Genomic DNA, 17,551 nt, shown 5'->3' with positions numbered 1-17,551 from the left:
CTTCGGCCCCGCCCCTGCTCCACTCGTGGACCCCGCCTCCGGGCCGGCGTCCGGGGCGAGGACACTGGGGCGGTATGACGCACTGGTACGAGCGACGCGACGTCGAGGACGGAATCGTCCGCATCAGCGAGCCGCACGCCCACGAGATCGTGAAGGCCAACGTGTGGTGGCTGCACGGCTCCGAACGCGACCTCGTGGTGGACGCCGGTCTCGGGGTGGTGCCCCTGCGCCGGGAGGTCCCGGACGTCTTCGCGAGGGAGCCGCTGCTGCTCCTCACCCACGCACACCTCGACCACGTCGGCGGCGCCCACGAGTTCACCGAGCGCGTCGCCCACACCGCGGACGCCGTGGCTCTGGCGCGCGGCGTGCCGGCGAGCCTGTACGGGCCCGAACTCGCCGAACGGCTCGGCACCGAGGACGTGGGCGCGTCCTTCCCGGACCTCCTCCTCGACGCCCTGCCCGGCCCCGGGTACGACCCCGGCAGCTACGGCATCGGCCCGGTGACCCTCACCCGCACCCTGAGCGGGGACGAGCGGATCGACCTCGGCGACCGAACCCTCACCGTCCTCCACCTCCCGGGGCACACGCCGGGCTCCGTCGCCCTCCTCGAGGAGCGCACGGGGGCGCTGTACTCCGGCGATGCCGTCTACGACGGCTACCTCGTCGACGACCTGCCCGAGTCCGACGTGACGGCCTACCGGCGCACCGCGGCCTTCCTCGCCGACCTGGACGTCTCCGTCGTCCACCCCGGCCACGGGCGGAGCTTCGGCCGTGACCGGCTGCGCGAGGTGGCGGAGCGCTACCTGCGCCGCAGCGCTCCCGCGGACCGCTCCTGACCGTGCTCCGCCGGGGTCAGCGGGCCGCGGGTACGGGTGGGGGCCTCAGGCCAGCCGCAGGGTGACGTAGGCGATGGTGTCCCCGGGCAGCACGTAGCGTTCGACCTCGACGAAGCCCCGCGCCTCCGCGAAACGCAGCCCCTCGGTGTTGGACGCCAGGACGACCGTCTCGACCGCCGCCGCGCCCAACTCGCGCGCCCGGTCGATCCCCCGGGTGTAGAGCCGCATGCCGAAGCCCTGCCCCCGGTGGTCGGGCAGCACCCGGGCGATGACCGTGGCCGTGGCCTCCTCGCCGGTGGGCGGCCGCACGGTCGTGCAGCCCACGACGGCGTCACCGAGGTAGGCGACCTCCAGGTGGTTGCGCTGCGATCGCTCGCGCACGTCGTCGAGGGAGAGCGGGCCGGTGGGGATGATCGTGTTGTGGACGAACCGCCAGTCCTCGAGCATGGCGTCGCCATGGGGCCGTTCGATGCGAAGGGTCGACATCGCAGCAGGAAACCGGTGGACGGCGAGCGGCGTCAACCGCATTTGCCGGATGCCGGACGGCCTGCGACGCGTCGCGCGGCGCGGTGGGGGAGCGCAGCGGTTAGCGTGGGCCGGGATCCGGAGGAGAGCCCTGGTGCAGACCACCCTTGCCGTGTTGTTCGCGCTGCTCGCGGCCGTCAGCAACGCCCTGGCCACCGTGCTCCAGCGCTACGCGGCCCGCACGGTCCCGCTCTCGGTGGGGCTGCGTCCGGCCCTCATGGGCGAACTGCTGCGCAAGCCCGTGTGGCTCGCCGGATTCGGCGCGGTGATCGCGGCGGCCGCGTTCCAGGCCCTGGCCCTGCTCAACGGCGCGCTCTCGCTCGTCCAGCCGCTGTTCGTCCTGGAGTTGCCCTTCGCCCTGTTCATCGGCGGCCTGGTGCTGCGCCGCCGGCTTCCGCCGCGTGGCTGGGCCGCCGTCGCCGCCATGGTGGTGGGGCTGGGCGTGGGGTTGTGGGCCGCGTCACCGAGCGGCGGGGTCGACCGGCCGCGCACCGGCCTGTGGGCGATGGCGGTGCCGAGTTGTGCCGCCGCCGTCCTGGTGCTGGTCGGCACCGCCGTCCGGCGTCCCGAGGGCCGGGTGCGCGCCGCCTGCTTCGGCCTGTCGGCGGCCATCTGCTACGCGCTGACCGCCGGGCTCCTGAAGGACGCCACGCAGGTGTGGGCCACCGACGGTGCGGCCGCCTTCTTCACCGCGTGGCAGACCTACGGCTTCGCGCTCGTCGGGGTCGCGGCCGTCTTCCTCCTGGAGAACGCCATGCAGTCCGGTCCCCTGGTGGCCTCCCAGCCCGCGCTGACGCTGGGGGACGCGACCGTGAGCCTCGCGCTGGGCGTGACGGTGTTCGAGGAGCGCCTGCGGGGAGGCTGGTGGCTCCTGCCCATGCTGCTGGGCGCGCTGCTCGTGGTGGCGGGCGCGTTCGTCCTGGTCCGGGTCCCGCTCGTCCGCACGCTGGTGGCGCCGGACGCACCCCGCTGAGCGGCACCCGGCGGGCGTCCGCGGTCCCGCCCCGCCGCGCGTTCAGTCGAAGCCGAGATCCCGCAGATTGGTCTTCGCCAGCTCCACGATCTCGTCCGCCCGCCCGGACAGGATCGTTCGGGTCGCGAAGAGGGTGAACCCCTTGAGCTGGCCGTAGGTGATCTTCGGGGGCAGCGACAGCTCGTGGCGCGCGGTACGGGCGTCGACCAGCGCGGGGCCGTCGTGGTCGAGCGCGGCCGAGAGCGCCTCGGCGAGCTGGCCCGGCTGTTCGGCCCTGGCGCCGAACAGCCCCGCCGCCCGGGCGACCCCGGCGTAGTCCGCCTCGCCCAGGTCGGTGCCGAAGTTGACGATGCCCGCGGCCTTCATCTCCAGCTCCACGAAGGAGAGCGCGGTGTTGTTGAAGACCACGATCTTGACGGGCAGGTTCAGCTGACGGAGTGTGAGCAGCTCCCCGAGGAGCATGCTCAGGCCGCCGTCTCCGCACAGGGCCACGACCTGGCGTCCCGGATGGGAGGCCTGGACGCCGATGGCGTGCGGCAGGGCGTTGGCCATCGTGCCGTGGTTGAACGAGCCGATGAGCCGCCGGTGGCCGTTCATCGTCAGGTAGCGGGCTGCCCACACCGTGGGGGTGCCGACGTCGGCGGTGAAGACGGCGTCCGGGGTCGTGAGCTTGTCGACGGTGGCGGCGACGTGCTGGGGGTGCATGGGGGAGTCCGAAGGACCGGCCGCCGCGAGGTGGTCCAGCCGGCCGCGCACCTTCCGGTAGTGGCCGGTCATCCGGTCGGCGAAGGACCGGTCGGCCCGGGGACGGAGCAGCGGGAGCAGCGCGGCGGCGGTGTCCTTGACGGTGCCGACCAGCGGCACGTCGACGTCGGTGCGCCGCCCGATGTGCTCGCCGCGGACGTCGACCTGGACGACCGGCACGTCGGGGCCCGGGTAGAACTGGCGGTACGGGAAGTCGGTGCCGAGCATCAGCAGCGCGTCGCAGTGCTCCATCGCCCGGTAGCCGGAGCTGTAGCCGATCAGGCCGGTCAGACCCACGTCGTACGGGTTGTCGTGCTCCAGGAACTCCTTGCCGCGCAGCGCGTGCACCGTCGGCGCCTTCAGCGCGTCGGCCAGGGCCACCGCCTCGTCGTGCGCGTCGTGGCAGCCCGCGCCGCCGAGGATGGTGACCCGTTCCGCCCTGTTGAGGACCTCCGCGGCGCGGGCAAGGGCGGCGTCGTCCGGCCGCACGTGCGAGGAGGTCCCGACCACGGGCCGGGGCGGGACAGGCAGGTCGATGCCGGCCAGGAACAGCTCGCCCGGGATCACCAGCACCGCGACGCCCCTGCGCTCCAGCGCCGAGCGCATCGCGATGCGCAGCAGCCGCGGGACCTGCTCCGGCAGGCTCGCCATCTCGCGGTAGACGCTGCACTCGCGGAACAGTTCCTGCGGATGCGTCTCCTGGAAGTACTCGCCGCCGATCTCGGCCCGCGGGATGTGCGCGGCGATCGCCAGCACCGGCACACGGCTGCGCTGTGCGTCGAACAGCCCGTTGATGAGGTGCAGGTTCCCCGGTCCGCAGCTGCCCGCCGCCACCGCGAGCCGTCCGGTGACCGCGGCCTCGCCCGCCGCGGCGAAGGCCGCGGTCTCCTCGTGCCGCACGTGGGCCCACGCGACGGTCCCGTTGCGGCGCAGGGCGTCGGTGAAGCCGTTCAGCGAGTCCCCCGGCAGGCCGTACACCCGCCGTACACCGGAGGATGCGAGAGCCGCGACCATGACATCTGCGACGGTGGTACCCAAGAGGACTCCCTGGCGGCTCGTCGGAATGGCGCGGTGCCCGCGGCACCCCGGACATTTTGTGACATCCCGTCCGGTCCGCGGGAGCGACACGGCGCTCAGAGGATCTGCAGGGTCTCGCCGGGACGCGGCGCGTGAGGCGTCGGGGCGCCGGGGCGCCGGGGCGTCGGGCGGAGCCTTGTCAGATCCACCCGCGGCGGGTGGCCTCCATGGCGATCTGGAAACGCGTCTGGGCGCCGAAGCGCTGCATGAGCCGGGTGACGTGGCGCTGGACGGTCCGTTCGCTCCAACCCAGGGCGCGGCCGGCCGATTTGTCGGTGGCGCCCGCGGCGAGCAGCGTCAGCAGTTTCGCCTCCTCGGCGGACAGCCCGTCCGGCGCCGGCTCCAGCCTTCCCGGGGAGGCGCCGTTCGCCGGGAGGCGTACCTGAACCGCGCGCTCCCAGACCGCCTCGAAGAGGGCGATCAGCGCGTCGAGCAGGGGGGAGGGGTGGATCAGGTAGGACGCCGTCACCGCGTCGTCGCCGGGGCGCAGCAGGGGGATGATGGCCAGCCGGTCGTCGGAGATGGCCAGCTTCATCGGCAGGCCGGCCGCGACCCGGGCCTGTTCGCCGTGCCGGACGCCGACGGTGACGTCCGCGAGCCAGCCGGGCAGGGCGAGCACGGTGCTGTCGTAGATGACGCGGTAGGCGACGCCGCGCTTGAGCAGTTCGAGCTCGATCGGGTTGGGCTCGGTGTGCTCCTCGACCGACGCGTACGGCGGCCGGTCGAAGCCCCGGACCTGCGTGCGCGTGCTCTGCTGGAGCTGCGCCCAGCGGCGGTTGACGTCGTCCCGCCCCGAGACGACCTCGACCAGCTCGCCGGGGTTCACGAACCGCGTGCCCGCGCGGTACAGGTCCATCAGGCCGGAGACATGGGAGCGCACGTCGTTCAACGCCCGTTCCCTGTCGCGCAGTACGGCTTCCAGGGCGCTGTCCGGTGAGACCGCGGCGTAGGTGACGGGGCGTCCGGTGGAGCGCACGGCGAGGCCGAGGGAGACCAGCGACCGCACGCTGCGCCGCGTCGCGGGAGCGGGCAGCCGGCAGTCGTGGGCCAGGTCTGCGACCGTGGCGTGTACCCGGCGCACGAGGGACTCGTACACCGATTCGTCCTGCCGGCTCAGGCCGATGGATTCGAGCATGGTCCGCGGTCCGCCTTCGTGCTCTCTTCATGTGTCGTACTTCCGTCACCTGACGGGAAGTCGCCCGGCGATCATCTTGTCAGCCCGGTGAACCGGATGTCAGCGTTCCCCGCGGTACGTCGACATTCCGGTTCGAGGACGTGGACACACGTCGCACGAAGGAGCGCCCATGCCGCCGCCCGCCCGCCGCTCGCTCCGACAACGGCGCCACCGCGTCTGGTTGCCGGCCCTCGGGTTGTGCACGCTGCTGCTCACGGCGCTCCCGGCCGCGGCACAGGAGAACGGTCCGGTGGCGCCGGGCCCGGTGAAGGCCGGCCGGGAGAAGATCGACCCCACGCTGCTGCGCAGGATGGACGCCGTCCGGGCACGGGGTGACGGACGCGTCGAGGCGGCCGTGGTGCTGCGCGACCGCGCAGGACTCCCCGGGCAGGCCGCGGACCCGGGCGCGGTGCGGGACGAACTCACCCGCAGCGCACGGTCCGTGCAGTCCCCGGTCGTGGACCTCGTCGAGTCGCGCGGCGACCAGGTGCTCAACACCTTCTGGCTGAAGAACATGGTCCTGGTGAAGGTCACGCCGCAGACCCTCCAGGAGCTCGCCTCCCTCGCCCCGGTCGACCACATCATCCCCAACTTCACCCTCCAGGCGCCCCCTGCCGAGCCGGACAAGGACGCCAAGGCGACCCGCGCGGCGGCCGCCGCGCCGAGCACCTGGGGCCTGACGAAGATCGGCGTCGACAAGGTGCGCGCCGAGCAGGGGCCCACCGGCGAGGGCGTGCGCGTCGCCGTCCTGGACACCGGCGTCGACATCGACCACCCCGACCTCGCCGGGAAGCTCACCACCGACGACGCCAAGGACCCTGCCCACCCCGGCGGCTGGCTGGAGTTCAGCGGGACCGGTGAGCCCGTGGCCTCCCTCCCGCACGACAGCAGCTACCACGGCACCCACGTGGCGGGCACCATCGCGGGCGGCGACGCCTCGGGCACCGCGATCGGCGTCGCACCGGGCGCCGACCTCATGGCCGGACTGATCATCCCCGGCGGCTCGGGCACGCTCGCCCAGGTGATCGCGGGCATGGAGTGGGCGATCGCCCCGTACGACGCCGAGGGCAGGCCCGCAGGCGAACCCGCCGACGTGGTCAGCATGTCGCTCGGGGCCGAGGGCTACGCGGACGAACTGATCGAGCCCACCCGGAACATCTACCGCGCCGGCGTGTTCCCCTCCTTTGCCATCGGCAACCAGTGCGTCAGCGGCTCCGCCAGCCCCGGCAACGTGTACGAGGCCGTGTCCGTCGGGGCCACCGATGACGCCGACGACGTGGCCGACTTCTCCTGCGGCGAGGTCGTCGACCGCAGCGACTGGATCGACGCGCCCGCCGAATGGCCGCAGTCGTACGTGGTGCCTGACGTCTCCGCCCCCGGCGTGGATGTCCTGTCGACCCTCCCGGGTGGCGAGTACGGGCTGCTCAGCGGCACCTCCATGGCCACGCCCCATGTGTCCGGCACGGTCGCGCTGATGCTCCAGGCGCGCCCCGGCCTCACCGTCGACGACGCCCTCGGCATCCTCACCGGCACCTCCTTCTTCGACCAGCGCTACGGCGCGCGCCCCAACCCGCGCTACGGCTGGGGCCGCATCGACGCCTACGCCGCGGTGAAGGAGGCCGCGCTGCGCAGCGGCGTGCGCGGCACGGTCAAGGACACCAGGACCGGCCGTCCGCTGGCCGGAGTCACCGTCGCCCTCACCAGTAGCGGACGCACCGTCACCACCGGCGCCGACGGCCGGTTCGAGCTGCGCCTCGCCGCCGGCCCGCACGAACTGCGGCTCACCCGCTTCGGCTACGTGGCGCAGGAGATCACCGCGCGGGTGCGGACCGACCGGTACACCGACGTCTCCCCGCGGCTCGACCGGACCCGCCGCGGGGTGATCACCGGCCGGGTCACCTTCGGCCCGACGGGCTCCACGGTGCCCGGGGCGACCGTCACCGTCCTCGACGTCCCCGACCCGCTGAAGGCGACGACCGACCGCGAGGGCCGCTACACCATCCGCGACGTCCCCGTCGGCGCCTACGAAGTGTCCGCGAACGCCTCGGGGATCTCCCGCTCCAAGCCCGTACGGGTCGTCGTCCGCGGATCGGGTCCTGCGGCCCGCGCCGCCCTGCAACTGCCCCGGCCGTCCGCGACCGAACGCGTGTCGCTGACCTCCGAGGGCAAGCAGGGCAACCATGAGGCGTGGTGGCCCAAGCTGAGCGCCGACGGCTCCGCGATGGCCTTCGCCAGCCCGGCCTCCAACTTCGCCCCCGGCGACACCAACGGCGAACTCGACGTCTTCGTCACCGACCTGAACACCGGGGAGACCGAGCGCGTGTCGGTCGCCTCCGACGGCGCCCAGGCCGACAGCTTCTCCCTGACGCCCACGCTCAGCGCCGACGCGCGGTGGGTCGGCTTCAACAGCGGCGCCACCAACCTCGTGCCCGGCGACACCAACCAGCAGACCGACAGCTTCGTGCACGACCGCAGGACCGGCACCACCGAGCGCGTGTCCGTCGCCTCCGACGACACCCAGGGCAACGGGCTGTCCTCCGCCCCCGCCCTCAGCGCCGACGGGCGCTACGCGGTGTTCAACAGCGACGCCGACAACCTGGTGCCCGGCGACACCAACAACACCACCGACGTCTTCGTCCGCGACCGGCAGACCGGCACCACCAGCCGGATCTCGCAAGGCGCCGACGGCGGTCCCGGCGACGGCGCCTCCAGGGAGCAGTCGGTCAGCGCCGACGGACGCTACGTCGCCTTCCAGAGCGCCGCGGGCAACCTGGTGCCCGGCGACACCGACGGCGAACTCGACGTCTTCGTCCGCGACCGGCAGACCGGCACCACCACCCTGGTGCCCGGCCCGCGGCCCGGCGAGAACACCGGTCCCGTGATCAGCGCCGACGGCCGGGTCGTCGCCTTCACCAACAACTGGCAGCTCTTCACCCAGGACCTGCGGACCGGCACCTCCGAGCAGGTCTCCGTGAACTCCGCCGAGGCCCCGGCCGACGACTGGGCCTTCGCGCCCGCGCTGAGCGACGACGGCAGCAAGGTCGCCTTCTACAGCTACGCGACCAACCTCGCCACCGTCGACACCAACCGGCAGGTGGACGTCTTCGTCCGCGACCGCACGGCCGGTACGACCGAGCGCGTGTCCACCGGTCTGGAGGGGGCGGAGGCCGACGGCGCGTCCGACCTCCCCTCCCTCAGCGGGGACGGGCGGTACGTGGCGTTCGAGAGCGCCGCGACGAACCTCGTCGCCGACGACACCAACCGCCGGTACGACGTCTTCGTCCACGACCGGGTCGCGGGCCCGGAACCGGTCTTCGCGCTGAGCGGGCTGTCCGTGACCCCGCACGGCGCCCGGGCCGGCAAGGCGGTGCACGTCTCCGCCCGCGTCAAGAACGTCGGCGAGCGGACCGGTGACTACGAGGCCGTGCTCCTGGTCGGGGACGCGGTCGAGCAGCGCAGCACGGTCCGCGTCCGGGCCGGGCACGACGTCCGCGTCGAGTTCACCGTGCGCCGTGGCACGGCCGGTACCTACAGCGTCCGGCTCGGCGCGCTGACGGGGGAGTTCACCGTACGGAAGTGATTCCTGCGAGCGGCCGACACAGGCGGTCCCGCGCCCGGGCTCCCCGGGCGCGGGACCGCCGCGTTCGTCGTCCCCTGTTCGTCGTTCCTCGTTCCTCGTTCCGCATTCCTCGTTCCGGCGGCCGTTCCGTGCCGACGGCGATGACGGCTCAGCAGGGCTGTTTGGCCCAGATGGTCTTGCCCTCCTGGGTGTGGCGGCAGCCCCAGCGCTGGGTGAGCTGGGCGACGATGAACAGTCCGCGGCCGCTCTCGTCGAGGGTGCGGGCCCGCCGCAGGTGCGGCGTGGTGCTGCTGCTGTCGGAGACTTCGCAGGTCAGGCCGTCGTCGTGGCGGATGAGACGGAGCCGGACCGGCGGAAGGGCGTGGCGGATGGCGTTGGTGACGAGTTCGCTGACGATGAGTTCCGTCGTCGGTGTGGCGTCCGGAAGCCCCCAGGCGGCGAGCTTCCCCGCCACGTGCTTGCGCGCGTGGGAGACGGCGGCGGGGTCGGCCGTCAGGTCCCAGGTGGCGACGGCGCAGCTGTCGAAGGTGCGGGTACGGGCGGCGAGGACCGCGGTGCAGGGCCGGTCGGCCTCGGGCAGGGCGCGCAGGACGGAGCGGCACACGGCGTCGAGGGTGGGGCCTTCCTGCCGGACGCTGGTGAGGGTGCGCAGCAGTTCCTCGGTGGCCGGCCCGCCGAGGCGGGTGTCGGTGTGCACCAGCAGGAGACTGCCCGCGGGCAGGTCCAGCTCGGTGGCCTCGGAGGACGGCCGTGCCTTCCCCAGGGGCCGGGACGGCGGGAGCACGACCGTCGTGACCGCGCCGTCGGGAGTGAGGACGACCGGCGCGGGGTGCCCGGCGCCGGCGAGCGAACACCGGCCGGACACCGGGTCGTAGACCGCGTACAGGCAGGCGGCGCTGACGCCCGTGCCCGCGGGGCGCAGCCGGCCGAGCACGTCGTCGAGATGGGTGAGCAACTCGTCCGGCTGGAGGTCGATGTCGGCCAGCGTGCGCACCGCCGCCCGCAGTTCGGCGGCCGCCTCGCCCGCCGCCGACCCGTCCTGGGCGGAGACCGAGCCGGCCACGAGGGCGACCCGGGCGCCGGGCAGCGGGATGGCGTCGAGCCAGTGGGCACTCGGCCCGGAATGGTCGCAGGCGGGCAGGCAGCGGCCGACGACCTCCACCGCCGCCGACCGCGGCAGGGACGTGACCGGAAGGCCGTCGGGGGGCGCCGGGGCGATCTTGTTCCCGTCGTGCGAGGGTTCCGCCGACGCCGTGACGGCGGGTTCCGCGGAGAAGCACGACCCCGCGGCCGCGCACTGCCGGCGCTGCAGCCACAGGCGGACCCGGCACAGGACGAGGCTGAGGGCGAAGGACAGCGCGGCCGCCAGGATGACCACGGTCCGCCCGCCCACCGACACCCCGCGGATCGCGAAGCCGTAGATCACCACGCTGGCGGCGAGCGTGGCGGCGCCGATGACGAAGGTGCGCCTGACGGGCAGCAGGGAGGCTGCCACGAGGGGCACGAACGCCGAGTACTGCGACCATCGGACCAGGCCGCCCGAGGACGCTTCCAGCTGGACCGCGCAGATGGCCCCGAGGTAGCCGAGGAGCAGCAGGGGGCCGATGCCCCACGGGAACCAGAGCGCGGTCATGCTCGCCAGCACCCTGCCGTGACCGGTGCGTCCGTTCGCCCGCACCGTCCGCCCGCCGGTCACGGGGCGGCCTCCGCCGGATGGTGCGACCGCGGGGCGGGCGGGCCCTGGCCGGCGCCCGGCACGGACGGGCGCTGCACCGCCACCATCGCGAGGTCGTCGTCGAGGTGCCGCCCGGTGTGGGCGTCCAGGTCCTCGCCGACGTTCCGCAGCAGTTCGTCCGGCGCCTCCCAGCTCCAGGTGCCGGCCCGTTCGTGGAGCGGGTAGAAGCCGCCCGAGGCGTCCCGGGCCTCGATGGCGCCGTCGGTGTACAGCAGGAGGGTGTCCCCGGCGCCGAACGCGAAGGTGTCGAGGTGGTAGTCGTCCGGGGCGTCGCCCGCCAGCCCGAAGGGCGGTGCGGGCCGGTGCGCCTCCAAGGTGGTGACCCGGCCGCAGTGCCGCACCAGCGGCGGCGGGTGCCCGCAGCTGACGACCCGTACGACGTCGGTGTCGTCGGGGACCTCCACCAGGAGGGCGGTGACGAAGCGCTCACCGGCCTCGGGGTCGGCCTCGGTGAGCTGGGCCAGATGCCTTTCGACACTGAGTTCCAGCGAGGCCGCCAGCCCGGGCAGGGTCGCGTGGTGGTGGGCGGCCTCGCGGAACGCGCAGAGGAGGACGGACGCGTCCTCCACGGCCGGCAGCCCCTTGCCGCGGACGTCGCCGATCAGGAACCTCGTCGTCCCGCCGGTGCGGGCGGCGCCGAACAGGTCCCCGCCCACCAGGGCGTGCGCGGCGGCCGCACGGTAGACGGAGGCGACCCGCAGCGGGCCCATGCGTGGCGGGATCGGCCGCAGCAACACCCGTTGGGCCGCTTCGGAAACCGCCCGCACCTCGTTGAGTTCCCTCAGGTCGCGGTCGTGCAGCGTGCGCGCGGCGATGACGAAGCCGGAGACCGCCAGCAGCGCACCGATGTGGATGGGCAGGACCGACGAGTGCAGCAGCCCGTCGTGGCGGTCGACGACCAGCATCGCGGCGCTGGCGACGAGGGCCACGAACGCGGTGAACCGGGCGCGCGCGAACGCGGCCGTAGAGGTGGGGGCGGCCACCAGCAGCGGGGACAGGTGGATGGCCACGGGGGCGACGGACCCGGCCAGGGTGATCGCCGCGATCAGTCCGGCCGGCAGGGACACCTGGGTGTGGATGCCCGGCTTGGGGACGCGCTCGCCGGCCCGGCCGGCGCGCCTGAGGTGCCTCCCCCGTCCGCCGGCGAGCCGCGCTCCGGATGGGCGGATGCGGGCCCCTGCCTGCCCTGTTGTCGGGACGGGGGAAGAGAAGAGATTCATGGGGGGTCCTGCGGGTGGTTCGTACGCCGTGCGCGGACGGGACGCATGCGGTGCGCCTGCGTCTTCCGGCACGGTGGGAACGCGTGGCCGCGTCCCTGCGGACGGACGGGACGTCACCCGGCCCGGTGGGGGTCCGGCCGGTCGGCCGGGACGGTCAAGGGCGGCCTGCGCGGGGGGACCGGGACGCGGCCGCCCTGGTGGGGCCGTACGGGGCGGGCGGTAACACCGGCAGCCGCCGGTCCATGACGGGGCATCCGTCGCCGCCGGGCGCCAGGGGCGGGTGAACGGAGCCCACACCGGCTGTGTCCGGACACCGGCAGGCGCGCGGACTCGTCTGGATCATGGCTCCACCGTCCTCACTTTGCCGCATCGTGGAAGCCATTGCCGCAATGCGGTATCCACTGTGCGACCCGCATGGGACATCGTCAAGGCAACCGGGTCGGCGCCGGGACGCGGCGGGTGCGCGCCGCGTGCGCTAGCCGTCGTTGCCCCGCCACATCCGCCCCTCGGCGATGGCCGACGCGCAGTCGATCGCCTGGACCGCGAGGTCCTTGGCCCGGGCGGAGGTGACACGGTGCGAGGGTCCCCCGAGGCTCACCGCCGCGATCACCCGGCCCTCGCTGGAGCGGACCGGGACGGCCAGTGAGTTCAGGCCGGGCTCGAGCTCCTCCTCGGAGAACGCCCAGCCCTGCTCCCTGACCTCCTCGAGCTGCCCCCGCAGGACCGCCGGGTCCACCACGGTCCGCGGGGTACGGGCCGTCAGGCCCTCGTCCAGGACGAGGGCGAGGACCTCCGGGTCGAAGGCCATGAAGACCTTGCCCGCCGCGCTGGGCTGCAGGGGCATGACCTGGCCGACGTGGCCCCGGTAGACGATCGAGTGCGTCGACTGCGCCCAGATCACGGTGACGCGCCTGCCGCCCTGCCGGACCTGCAGGCCGCAGCACTCGCCGCACCGGTCCCGCAGGGCCGTCACCAGGGGTCTGGCCGTGGCGATGAGGTCCGAGGCGGCGGTGGCCGCGGCCGACCAGGCGATCACCCGCAGACCGATGCTGTAGGCGGTCCCCTCGCGCTGGAGGAGGTTCTCCCGGACGAGCGTGCGCAGGATGCGTGCGACGGTGGAGGACGGCAGCCCGGTCCTGCGGACGATCTCCGACGCCTGGAGGCGGGGGGTGGTCGCGGAGAAGCAGTCCAGGATCTGGGCGGACTTCTGGACCACCTGCACGGAGCCGTTCGCCGCCCCGTTGCGATCGCGATCGGCGCTCATGGGCGCATCGCCTTCTCTCGTCCTCGCATGGCGGGAAGCGGTCCCGCATCGTGGCACCTCCCTACTGTCGGTGCCGTGCTGCGAGGGGTCAAGCAAGGCGGCCCTTGCCGTGCGGGGCCGGGCCGCCGCAGGTCAGGACCGGTCGAAGGTCGCGGGCACCGGCAGCGTGGACCACCGTGGCACCGGCCAGGCGACGACGAAGGCGCGGCCGACCACGTCGTCCAGGGGCACGAAGCCCCCTCCGGGTTCGTTCACGTGGGCGCGTGAGTCCCACGAGGCGTCGCGGTGGTCGCCCATCACCCACAGGTGGCCCTCGGGGACCGTGACCTTTCCGACCGGGAGGTCGTCGCACGGCGTGGCGCCGGGGTAGACGTACGGCTCGTCCAGCGGCTTCCCGTTCACCATGACCGGCTCGCCGCGCTCACACTCCACGGTGTCGCCGCCGACCGCGATCACGCGTTTGATGAGGTCCCGCTCGTCGGAGGAGGGCGCCAGTCCGATGAATGCGAACGCCTTGGTGATCACGTTGCCGCCGCTCTGCTGCGGCTGGCCGTTCAGCCAGCCGCCGGGATCGCGGAAGACGACCACCTCGCCGCGCTGTGGGGTCGCCCCGAACCACGGGGTGAGCTTGTCGACCAGGACCCGGTCGCCCACCTGCAGGGTGTTCTGCATGGAACCCGACGGGATGGAGAAGGCCTGCACGAAGAAGGTCTTGATCCCCAGGGCCATGACCAGTGCCACGACGACGAGGATCGGCAGCTCCTGCCACCAGGGACGCTGCGCCCGGACCCTTCGGGGCCGTCTCCGGCGGGCCGGCGCCTCCGGTGCGCCCTCCCCGGTGCCGCGGAACCCCGTCCGGCCGTCCTCCCCAGCGGTCATGCCTGCTCCTTCACGGTGTCGGTACGACGGGCGCGGTACGTGCCCGTACACCTGAACGATCAGGAGTTCCCGCCCCGCTCTCCCGCGGGCGGGGAACCGGGGCACCGGCCCGCGCGTGGTGAAAGGACATGATCGGGAAGAACGACGCGACCGCCGTGGCCGCACATCTGGCAGCGGTCTGGTGCGTGGGCTGCGCGCTGACCGCCGTCCAGTTCCAGGCGGTGCTCTTCGCGCTGTTCCTCGGCAGGCCGGCGGTCCTGGCGGTCGTGCTCGCCTGCGGGGTGGCCCTGGCGGCGGCCCTGCTCGCAGGGCTGGCCCGCGCCGCCCGGCCCGTCGTGCCGCTCACCCGACGGGCGGCGGGGTTGTGGGGCTGGACGGCCGGGGTGTACACGTCCGGAACCGCCGGGGCGCTCGCCGTGGCCGTGGTGCTCCACCACGTCGGCCACCTGGCGGACCGGGGCGTGCTGTTCGCCGCGGGAGGGACCTGTCACGCGCTCGCCGCCGCCTTCCTCCTGCCCGGCGCCAGGGCCCGGCTCACCGCTCTCGCCGCGGCCGGCGTCCTCGCGGCGGGCGGGGCGTACGCCGCCTGGGACGCCGCACGCCCGCCCACCCTCGACGCATGGCTGAGCGCCAACGGCGTGGACCGCGCCCTGCTGCGAGTCGGTGACCCGCCGCCCGGCTACACGCTGCACGTCGGGGGCGCGAGCGCCGACGGTTTCGGCGCCCGCTACGAGAGCACCGACTCCCCGGCCCTGGGCCTCCAGGTCGAACGCGCCGGACACGACACGCGGCGCGTCGACGCGCGCGGCTGCCCCGTTCCGTTCGGCCAGGAGATCCGCTGCCGCGACGACGGGGGCGGCCGCCTGCTGATCGTCCACGGCGGCGACCACCCCACCCGTGAACTGCGGCTGCGTCGCGACGACCTGGTCCACACCGTCACCCTGCAAGGGTCCGGCGAGGCCGGGCTCCCCGCGGCCCGCCTGGTCCTGTCGACGCTCCGGCCGGCGACGCGCGCCGAACTCGCCGCTCTGGTGGAGCTGCCGATGCCGGGCTGACGGCGCCCGTTCCCGGTGGGCCGGGGCGGCGCCCCGGCCCACCGGACGTACCGTCAGCGGCATTCGCCCGCCGGGCGGTTGCGGGTCACCAGGTCGAAGGACGTGGTGGTCGTGTCCAGCCACAGCACACGGCCGCCGGTGGCGGCCACCGCGTGCGTCTGCCGGCCCGGGGCGCACGAGACGCGGCCCAGCGGCGCGCCCTCGGACGTGTACTGGTAGAGCTTCGTGTCCAGGTACGGCAGGCCCGTCGGGGCCATCGGGTCGACCGTGAGCGTGACGGCCGTGTCCGACGCGGTCAGGGTCCAGGCCCCGATGGTCGCGGACGAGGTCGCGGGGATGACGTCCGTGGTGCCCGTGGCGTCGAGGCCGCTCCTGCGCAGGGCCGACTGCCCCTCGTCGAAGGGGTCCTCGTCGGCGAGCCAGTACACGCCGGAGGAGGTCGCCACGGGCGGGCTGGTCCACACCGCGCGGCCCGGGGTGCCGAGCGCGGTCCTGCCCGTCCGCGTGTCGTAGACGTCGACGACGGCGCGCCGGTGGCCGGGGTCGTCGCCCCACCAGCCGCTGACGGTGTAGGCGATGCGCCCGTCCTTCACGGAGGGCGACTCGGCCCGGACGTCCGCGTCCCCCGCGGTGGCGTCGGGACGGTTCAGCGGGACGGTGCGCGGGGCGGGGTCGGAGCCCTTGAGGTAGCGGAGGGTGGTGTGGGCCTGGTCGTCGTTCTCGTACCAGGCGACCGTGTCGCCGTCCATGCTCAGGCTGCCGATCGAGGCGGAGGAGGTGCTGTAGAGCCGCTTCGCCGGGCCGCCGGTCACGGGGGCGGACATGAGGTCGTAGGTGTCGCCGACGGCGAGCCACACCACGCGCTTGCCGTCGGTCACGGGGCTGAGGTGGTAGCGCCCGTCCTCCGGTGAGACCTGGCGGGGCCTGCCCTTGCCGTCGGTGCGGCCGGTCCACACGGAGTACGGTGCCGCGCTGTCGGCGCTGGAGCGGGGGACCGCCCACCAGCCGCCGCCCGTGGCGGGCCCGATGTCATTGGCGAGACCGGTCTCCAGGGTCCCGAGCCGGCCGAGCAGGACGTCGCTGTCGAGGCCCAGGTCCTGCTCCCAGCCGGGGACGATGCCATGGGTGTCGAAGGCCTTCTTCACCTTGGCCAGGCGGTCGCCCTTGACGTGCAGCGACCTGGCGGCGGCGATGACGGCGTCGCGTCCCTCGGTGAAGCCGTCGAGGGGGGTGATGTAGGAGGTGAGGGCCTTGTAGACGATCTGGTCGGCGAGTTCGCCGCCGAGGCTCTCGCGGATGTCCCACAGCGCACCGCCGAAGATGTGCGAGTTCAGATGCACACCTCCCTGGTCGTTGCGCGAGCCGAGCGGCATGCTGATGAAGTCCGCGGTGCCCGCACCGTCGTTGAGGTCGCGGAAGGCGCACTCCTTCGGCGTCAGCGTGCGGCACAGGTCGCCGCCGATCAGACCGGCGTCCGGGTCGTCCATGCGCGTGCGGCTGACGGTGACGTCGATGGCGTTGCCGAGGTAGTCGGCGATGGCCTCGTTCATGGCGCCGGACTGGCCGGCGTAGACGAGGTCGGCGGTGTGCTCGACCACGCCGTGGGTCATCTCGTGGCCGACGACGTCCAGGTCGGAGGCGAGGGAGCGGTACTCGTCGTCACCGGTGCCGTAGACCATCTTGCTGCCGTCCCAGAAGGCGTTCACCCAGGGGTAGCCGAGTTCGGCGGTGACGCCGACGAGGGAGTTGATGGCCATGCCGTCGTCGTCGAGGCTGTCGCGCCGGAAGGTGCCGCGGTAGAACTCGTACACCTTCCCTGCCGCCCAGTGGGCGTCCACCGCGCCGCTGTCGGTCATCTCCTGCGGCGCCTTCGTGGTCGGCATCGCGAACGGGACCACGCCTTCCGGCCACTCGCCGTCGAGGTCCATCCACCACAGGCTGGAGGCGTCCCAGGTCTGGATGACGTTGTGGGTCTTGGTGTCGGCCATGTGCGCGGTGTCGCGCAGCAGGTACTGACCGGTGGCGGCGTCCTTGCTGAGGTTCAGCGGCACGGTGGTGCCGCTGAGCAGCCTGCCGCTGCCGGTGACGCCCGCCGGTGCGGTAGCGGGAGCGGTGGAAGTCGCGGCTCTCGTCGAAGCGCCGTTCCCTGCCGCTCCGGTGGCGGGTGCCGCGGCCGTGAGGGTGCGCAGCGCTCCGGCCTCGAAGCGGAGGACGCCGGTGGCGGCGTCGACGTAGACCTCCTGGACCACGGGGGCGCCGGTGGCGGGGTCGGTGCCGCGCACGGTGATGTGGCGGGCGAGCACGCCCTTGCCGGTGGGCAGCACGGTCAGCCCGCGGTCGGTGCCGGTCAGACCGGCCGTGGTCGCGGAGCGGGACGGTGCGGCCCCGCCGCCGGTTGCACGCGGCCCGCGGGCGAGGGAGTCCGCCACCTGGCGCACGGCGCGCTGCACGGCGGTGGGGGCCGGGACGGGCCCTTTAAAACATTTCCG

12 protein-coding genes are annotated in these 17,551 nt (G+C 73.8%); 4 read left to right on the top strand and 8 right to left on the bottom strand.

The window, feature by feature from the left end:
* Window positions 1–74: 74 nt before the first annotated feature.
* Window positions 75–836, top strand: a complete 762-nt coding sequence (locus PV341_RS34365; protein ID WP_500359903.1) for an MBL fold metallo-hydrolase — start codon at window positions 75–77, stop codon at window positions 834–836.
* 45 nt (window positions 837–881) lie between these two features.
* On the opposite strand, the gene PV341_RS34360 is transcribed toward PV341_RS34365, so the two are convergent.
* On the bottom strand, window positions 882–1,322 hold the full coding sequence (locus PV341_RS34360; protein ID WP_500328912.1) for a GNAT family N-acetyltransferase: 441 nt from the start codon (window positions 1,320–1,322) through the stop codon (window positions 882–884).
* A gap of 133 nt (window positions 1,323–1,455) precedes the next feature.
* Between PV341_RS34360 and PV341_RS34355 the strand changes: the two genes are divergently transcribed.
* Window positions 1,456–2,334: a DMT family transporter gene (locus tag PV341_RS34355; RefSeq protein WP_500359902.1), complete on the top strand. Its 879-nt coding sequence runs from the start codon at window positions 1,456–1,458 to the stop codon at window positions 2,332–2,334.
* Between the two features lie 42 nt (window positions 2,335–2,376).
* Here the strand turns inward: PV341_RS34355 and poxB are convergent, their stop codons facing one another.
* Together poxB and PV341_RS34345 are read right to left on the bottom strand one after the other, a co-directional pair.
* Window positions 2,377–4,116 (bottom strand): ubiquinone-dependent pyruvate dehydrogenase, encoded by a 1,740-nt coding sequence (gene poxB, locus PV341_RS34350; protein ID WP_500328910.1) that lies wholly within the window; start codon window positions 4,114–4,116, stop codon window positions 2,377–2,379.
* Window positions 4,117–4,294: 178 nt separating this feature from the next.
* Entirely contained in the window at window positions 4,295–5,290 is a 996-nt protein-coding gene (locus tag PV341_RS34345) for a helix-turn-helix transcriptional regulator (protein ID WP_500328909.1), read from the bottom strand.
* Window positions 5,291–5,459: 169 nt separating this feature from the next.
* Here PV341_RS34345 and PV341_RS34340 point away from each other — a divergent pair, with 169 nt between their 5' ends.
* Complete coding sequence (locus PV341_RS34340; RefSeq protein ID WP_500328908.1) at window positions 5,460–8,909, top strand: S8 family serine peptidase; 3,450 nt, start codon at window positions 5,460–5,462, stop codon at window positions 8,907–8,909.
* A gap of 148 nt (window positions 8,910–9,057) precedes the next feature.
* On the opposite strand, the gene PV341_RS34335 is transcribed toward PV341_RS34340, so the two are convergent.
* The 4 genes from PV341_RS34335 to lepB all read right to left on the bottom strand — a co-directional run bounded on the left by PV341_RS34335 (window position 9,058) and on the right by lepB (window position 14,007).
* On the bottom strand, window positions 9,058–10,542 hold the full coding sequence (locus PV341_RS34335) for a SpoIIE family protein phosphatase (protein WP_500359901.1): 1,485 nt from the start codon (window positions 10,540–10,542) through the stop codon (window positions 9,058–9,060).
* Between the two features lie 59 nt (window positions 10,543–10,601).
* A complete protein-coding gene (locus PV341_RS34330; RefSeq protein WP_500328906.1) occupies window positions 10,602–11,864 on the bottom strand; it encodes a PP2C family protein-serine/threonine phosphatase in 1,263 nt (420 codons plus the stop codon).
* 475 nt (window positions 11,865–12,339) lie between these two features.
* Window positions 12,340–13,128, bottom strand: a complete 789-nt coding sequence (locus PV341_RS34325) for an IclR family transcriptional regulator (RefSeq protein ID WP_500328905.1) — start codon at window positions 13,126–13,128, stop codon at window positions 12,340–12,342.
* Between the two features lie 132 nt (window positions 13,129–13,260).
* Window positions 13,261–14,007: a signal peptidase I gene (lepB, locus tag PV341_RS34320; protein ID WP_500328904.1), complete on the bottom strand. Its 747-nt coding sequence runs from the start codon at window positions 14,005–14,007 to the stop codon at window positions 13,261–13,263.
* A gap of 128 nt (window positions 14,008–14,135) precedes the next feature.
* On the opposite strand from lepB, the gene PV341_RS34315 reads away from it, so the two are divergent.
* Window positions 14,136–15,062 carry a hypothetical protein gene (locus PV341_RS34315; RefSeq protein ID WP_500359900.1) on the top strand — a complete coding sequence of 309 codons (927 nt, stop codon included), beginning with the start codon at window positions 14,136–14,138 and terminating at the stop codon, window positions 15,060–15,062.
* A 53-nt stretch (window positions 15,063–15,115) separates the two neighbouring features.
* Here the strand turns inward: PV341_RS34315 and PV341_RS34310 are convergent.
* On the bottom strand, window positions 15,116–17,551 hold a 2,436-nt coding region (locus PV341_RS34310; RefSeq protein ID WP_500359899.1), incomplete at its 5' end, for a M4 family metallopeptidase.

The sequence above is a fragment of the Streptomyces sp. PA03-1a genome (assembly GCF_033792805.1).
Lineage (GTDB): Bacteria > Actinomycetota > Actinomycetes > Streptomycetales > Streptomycetaceae > Actinacidiphila.
The sequence above is the reverse complement of the archived record's forward strand: the minus strand, read 5'-3'. Positions and strand labels throughout refer to the sequence as shown.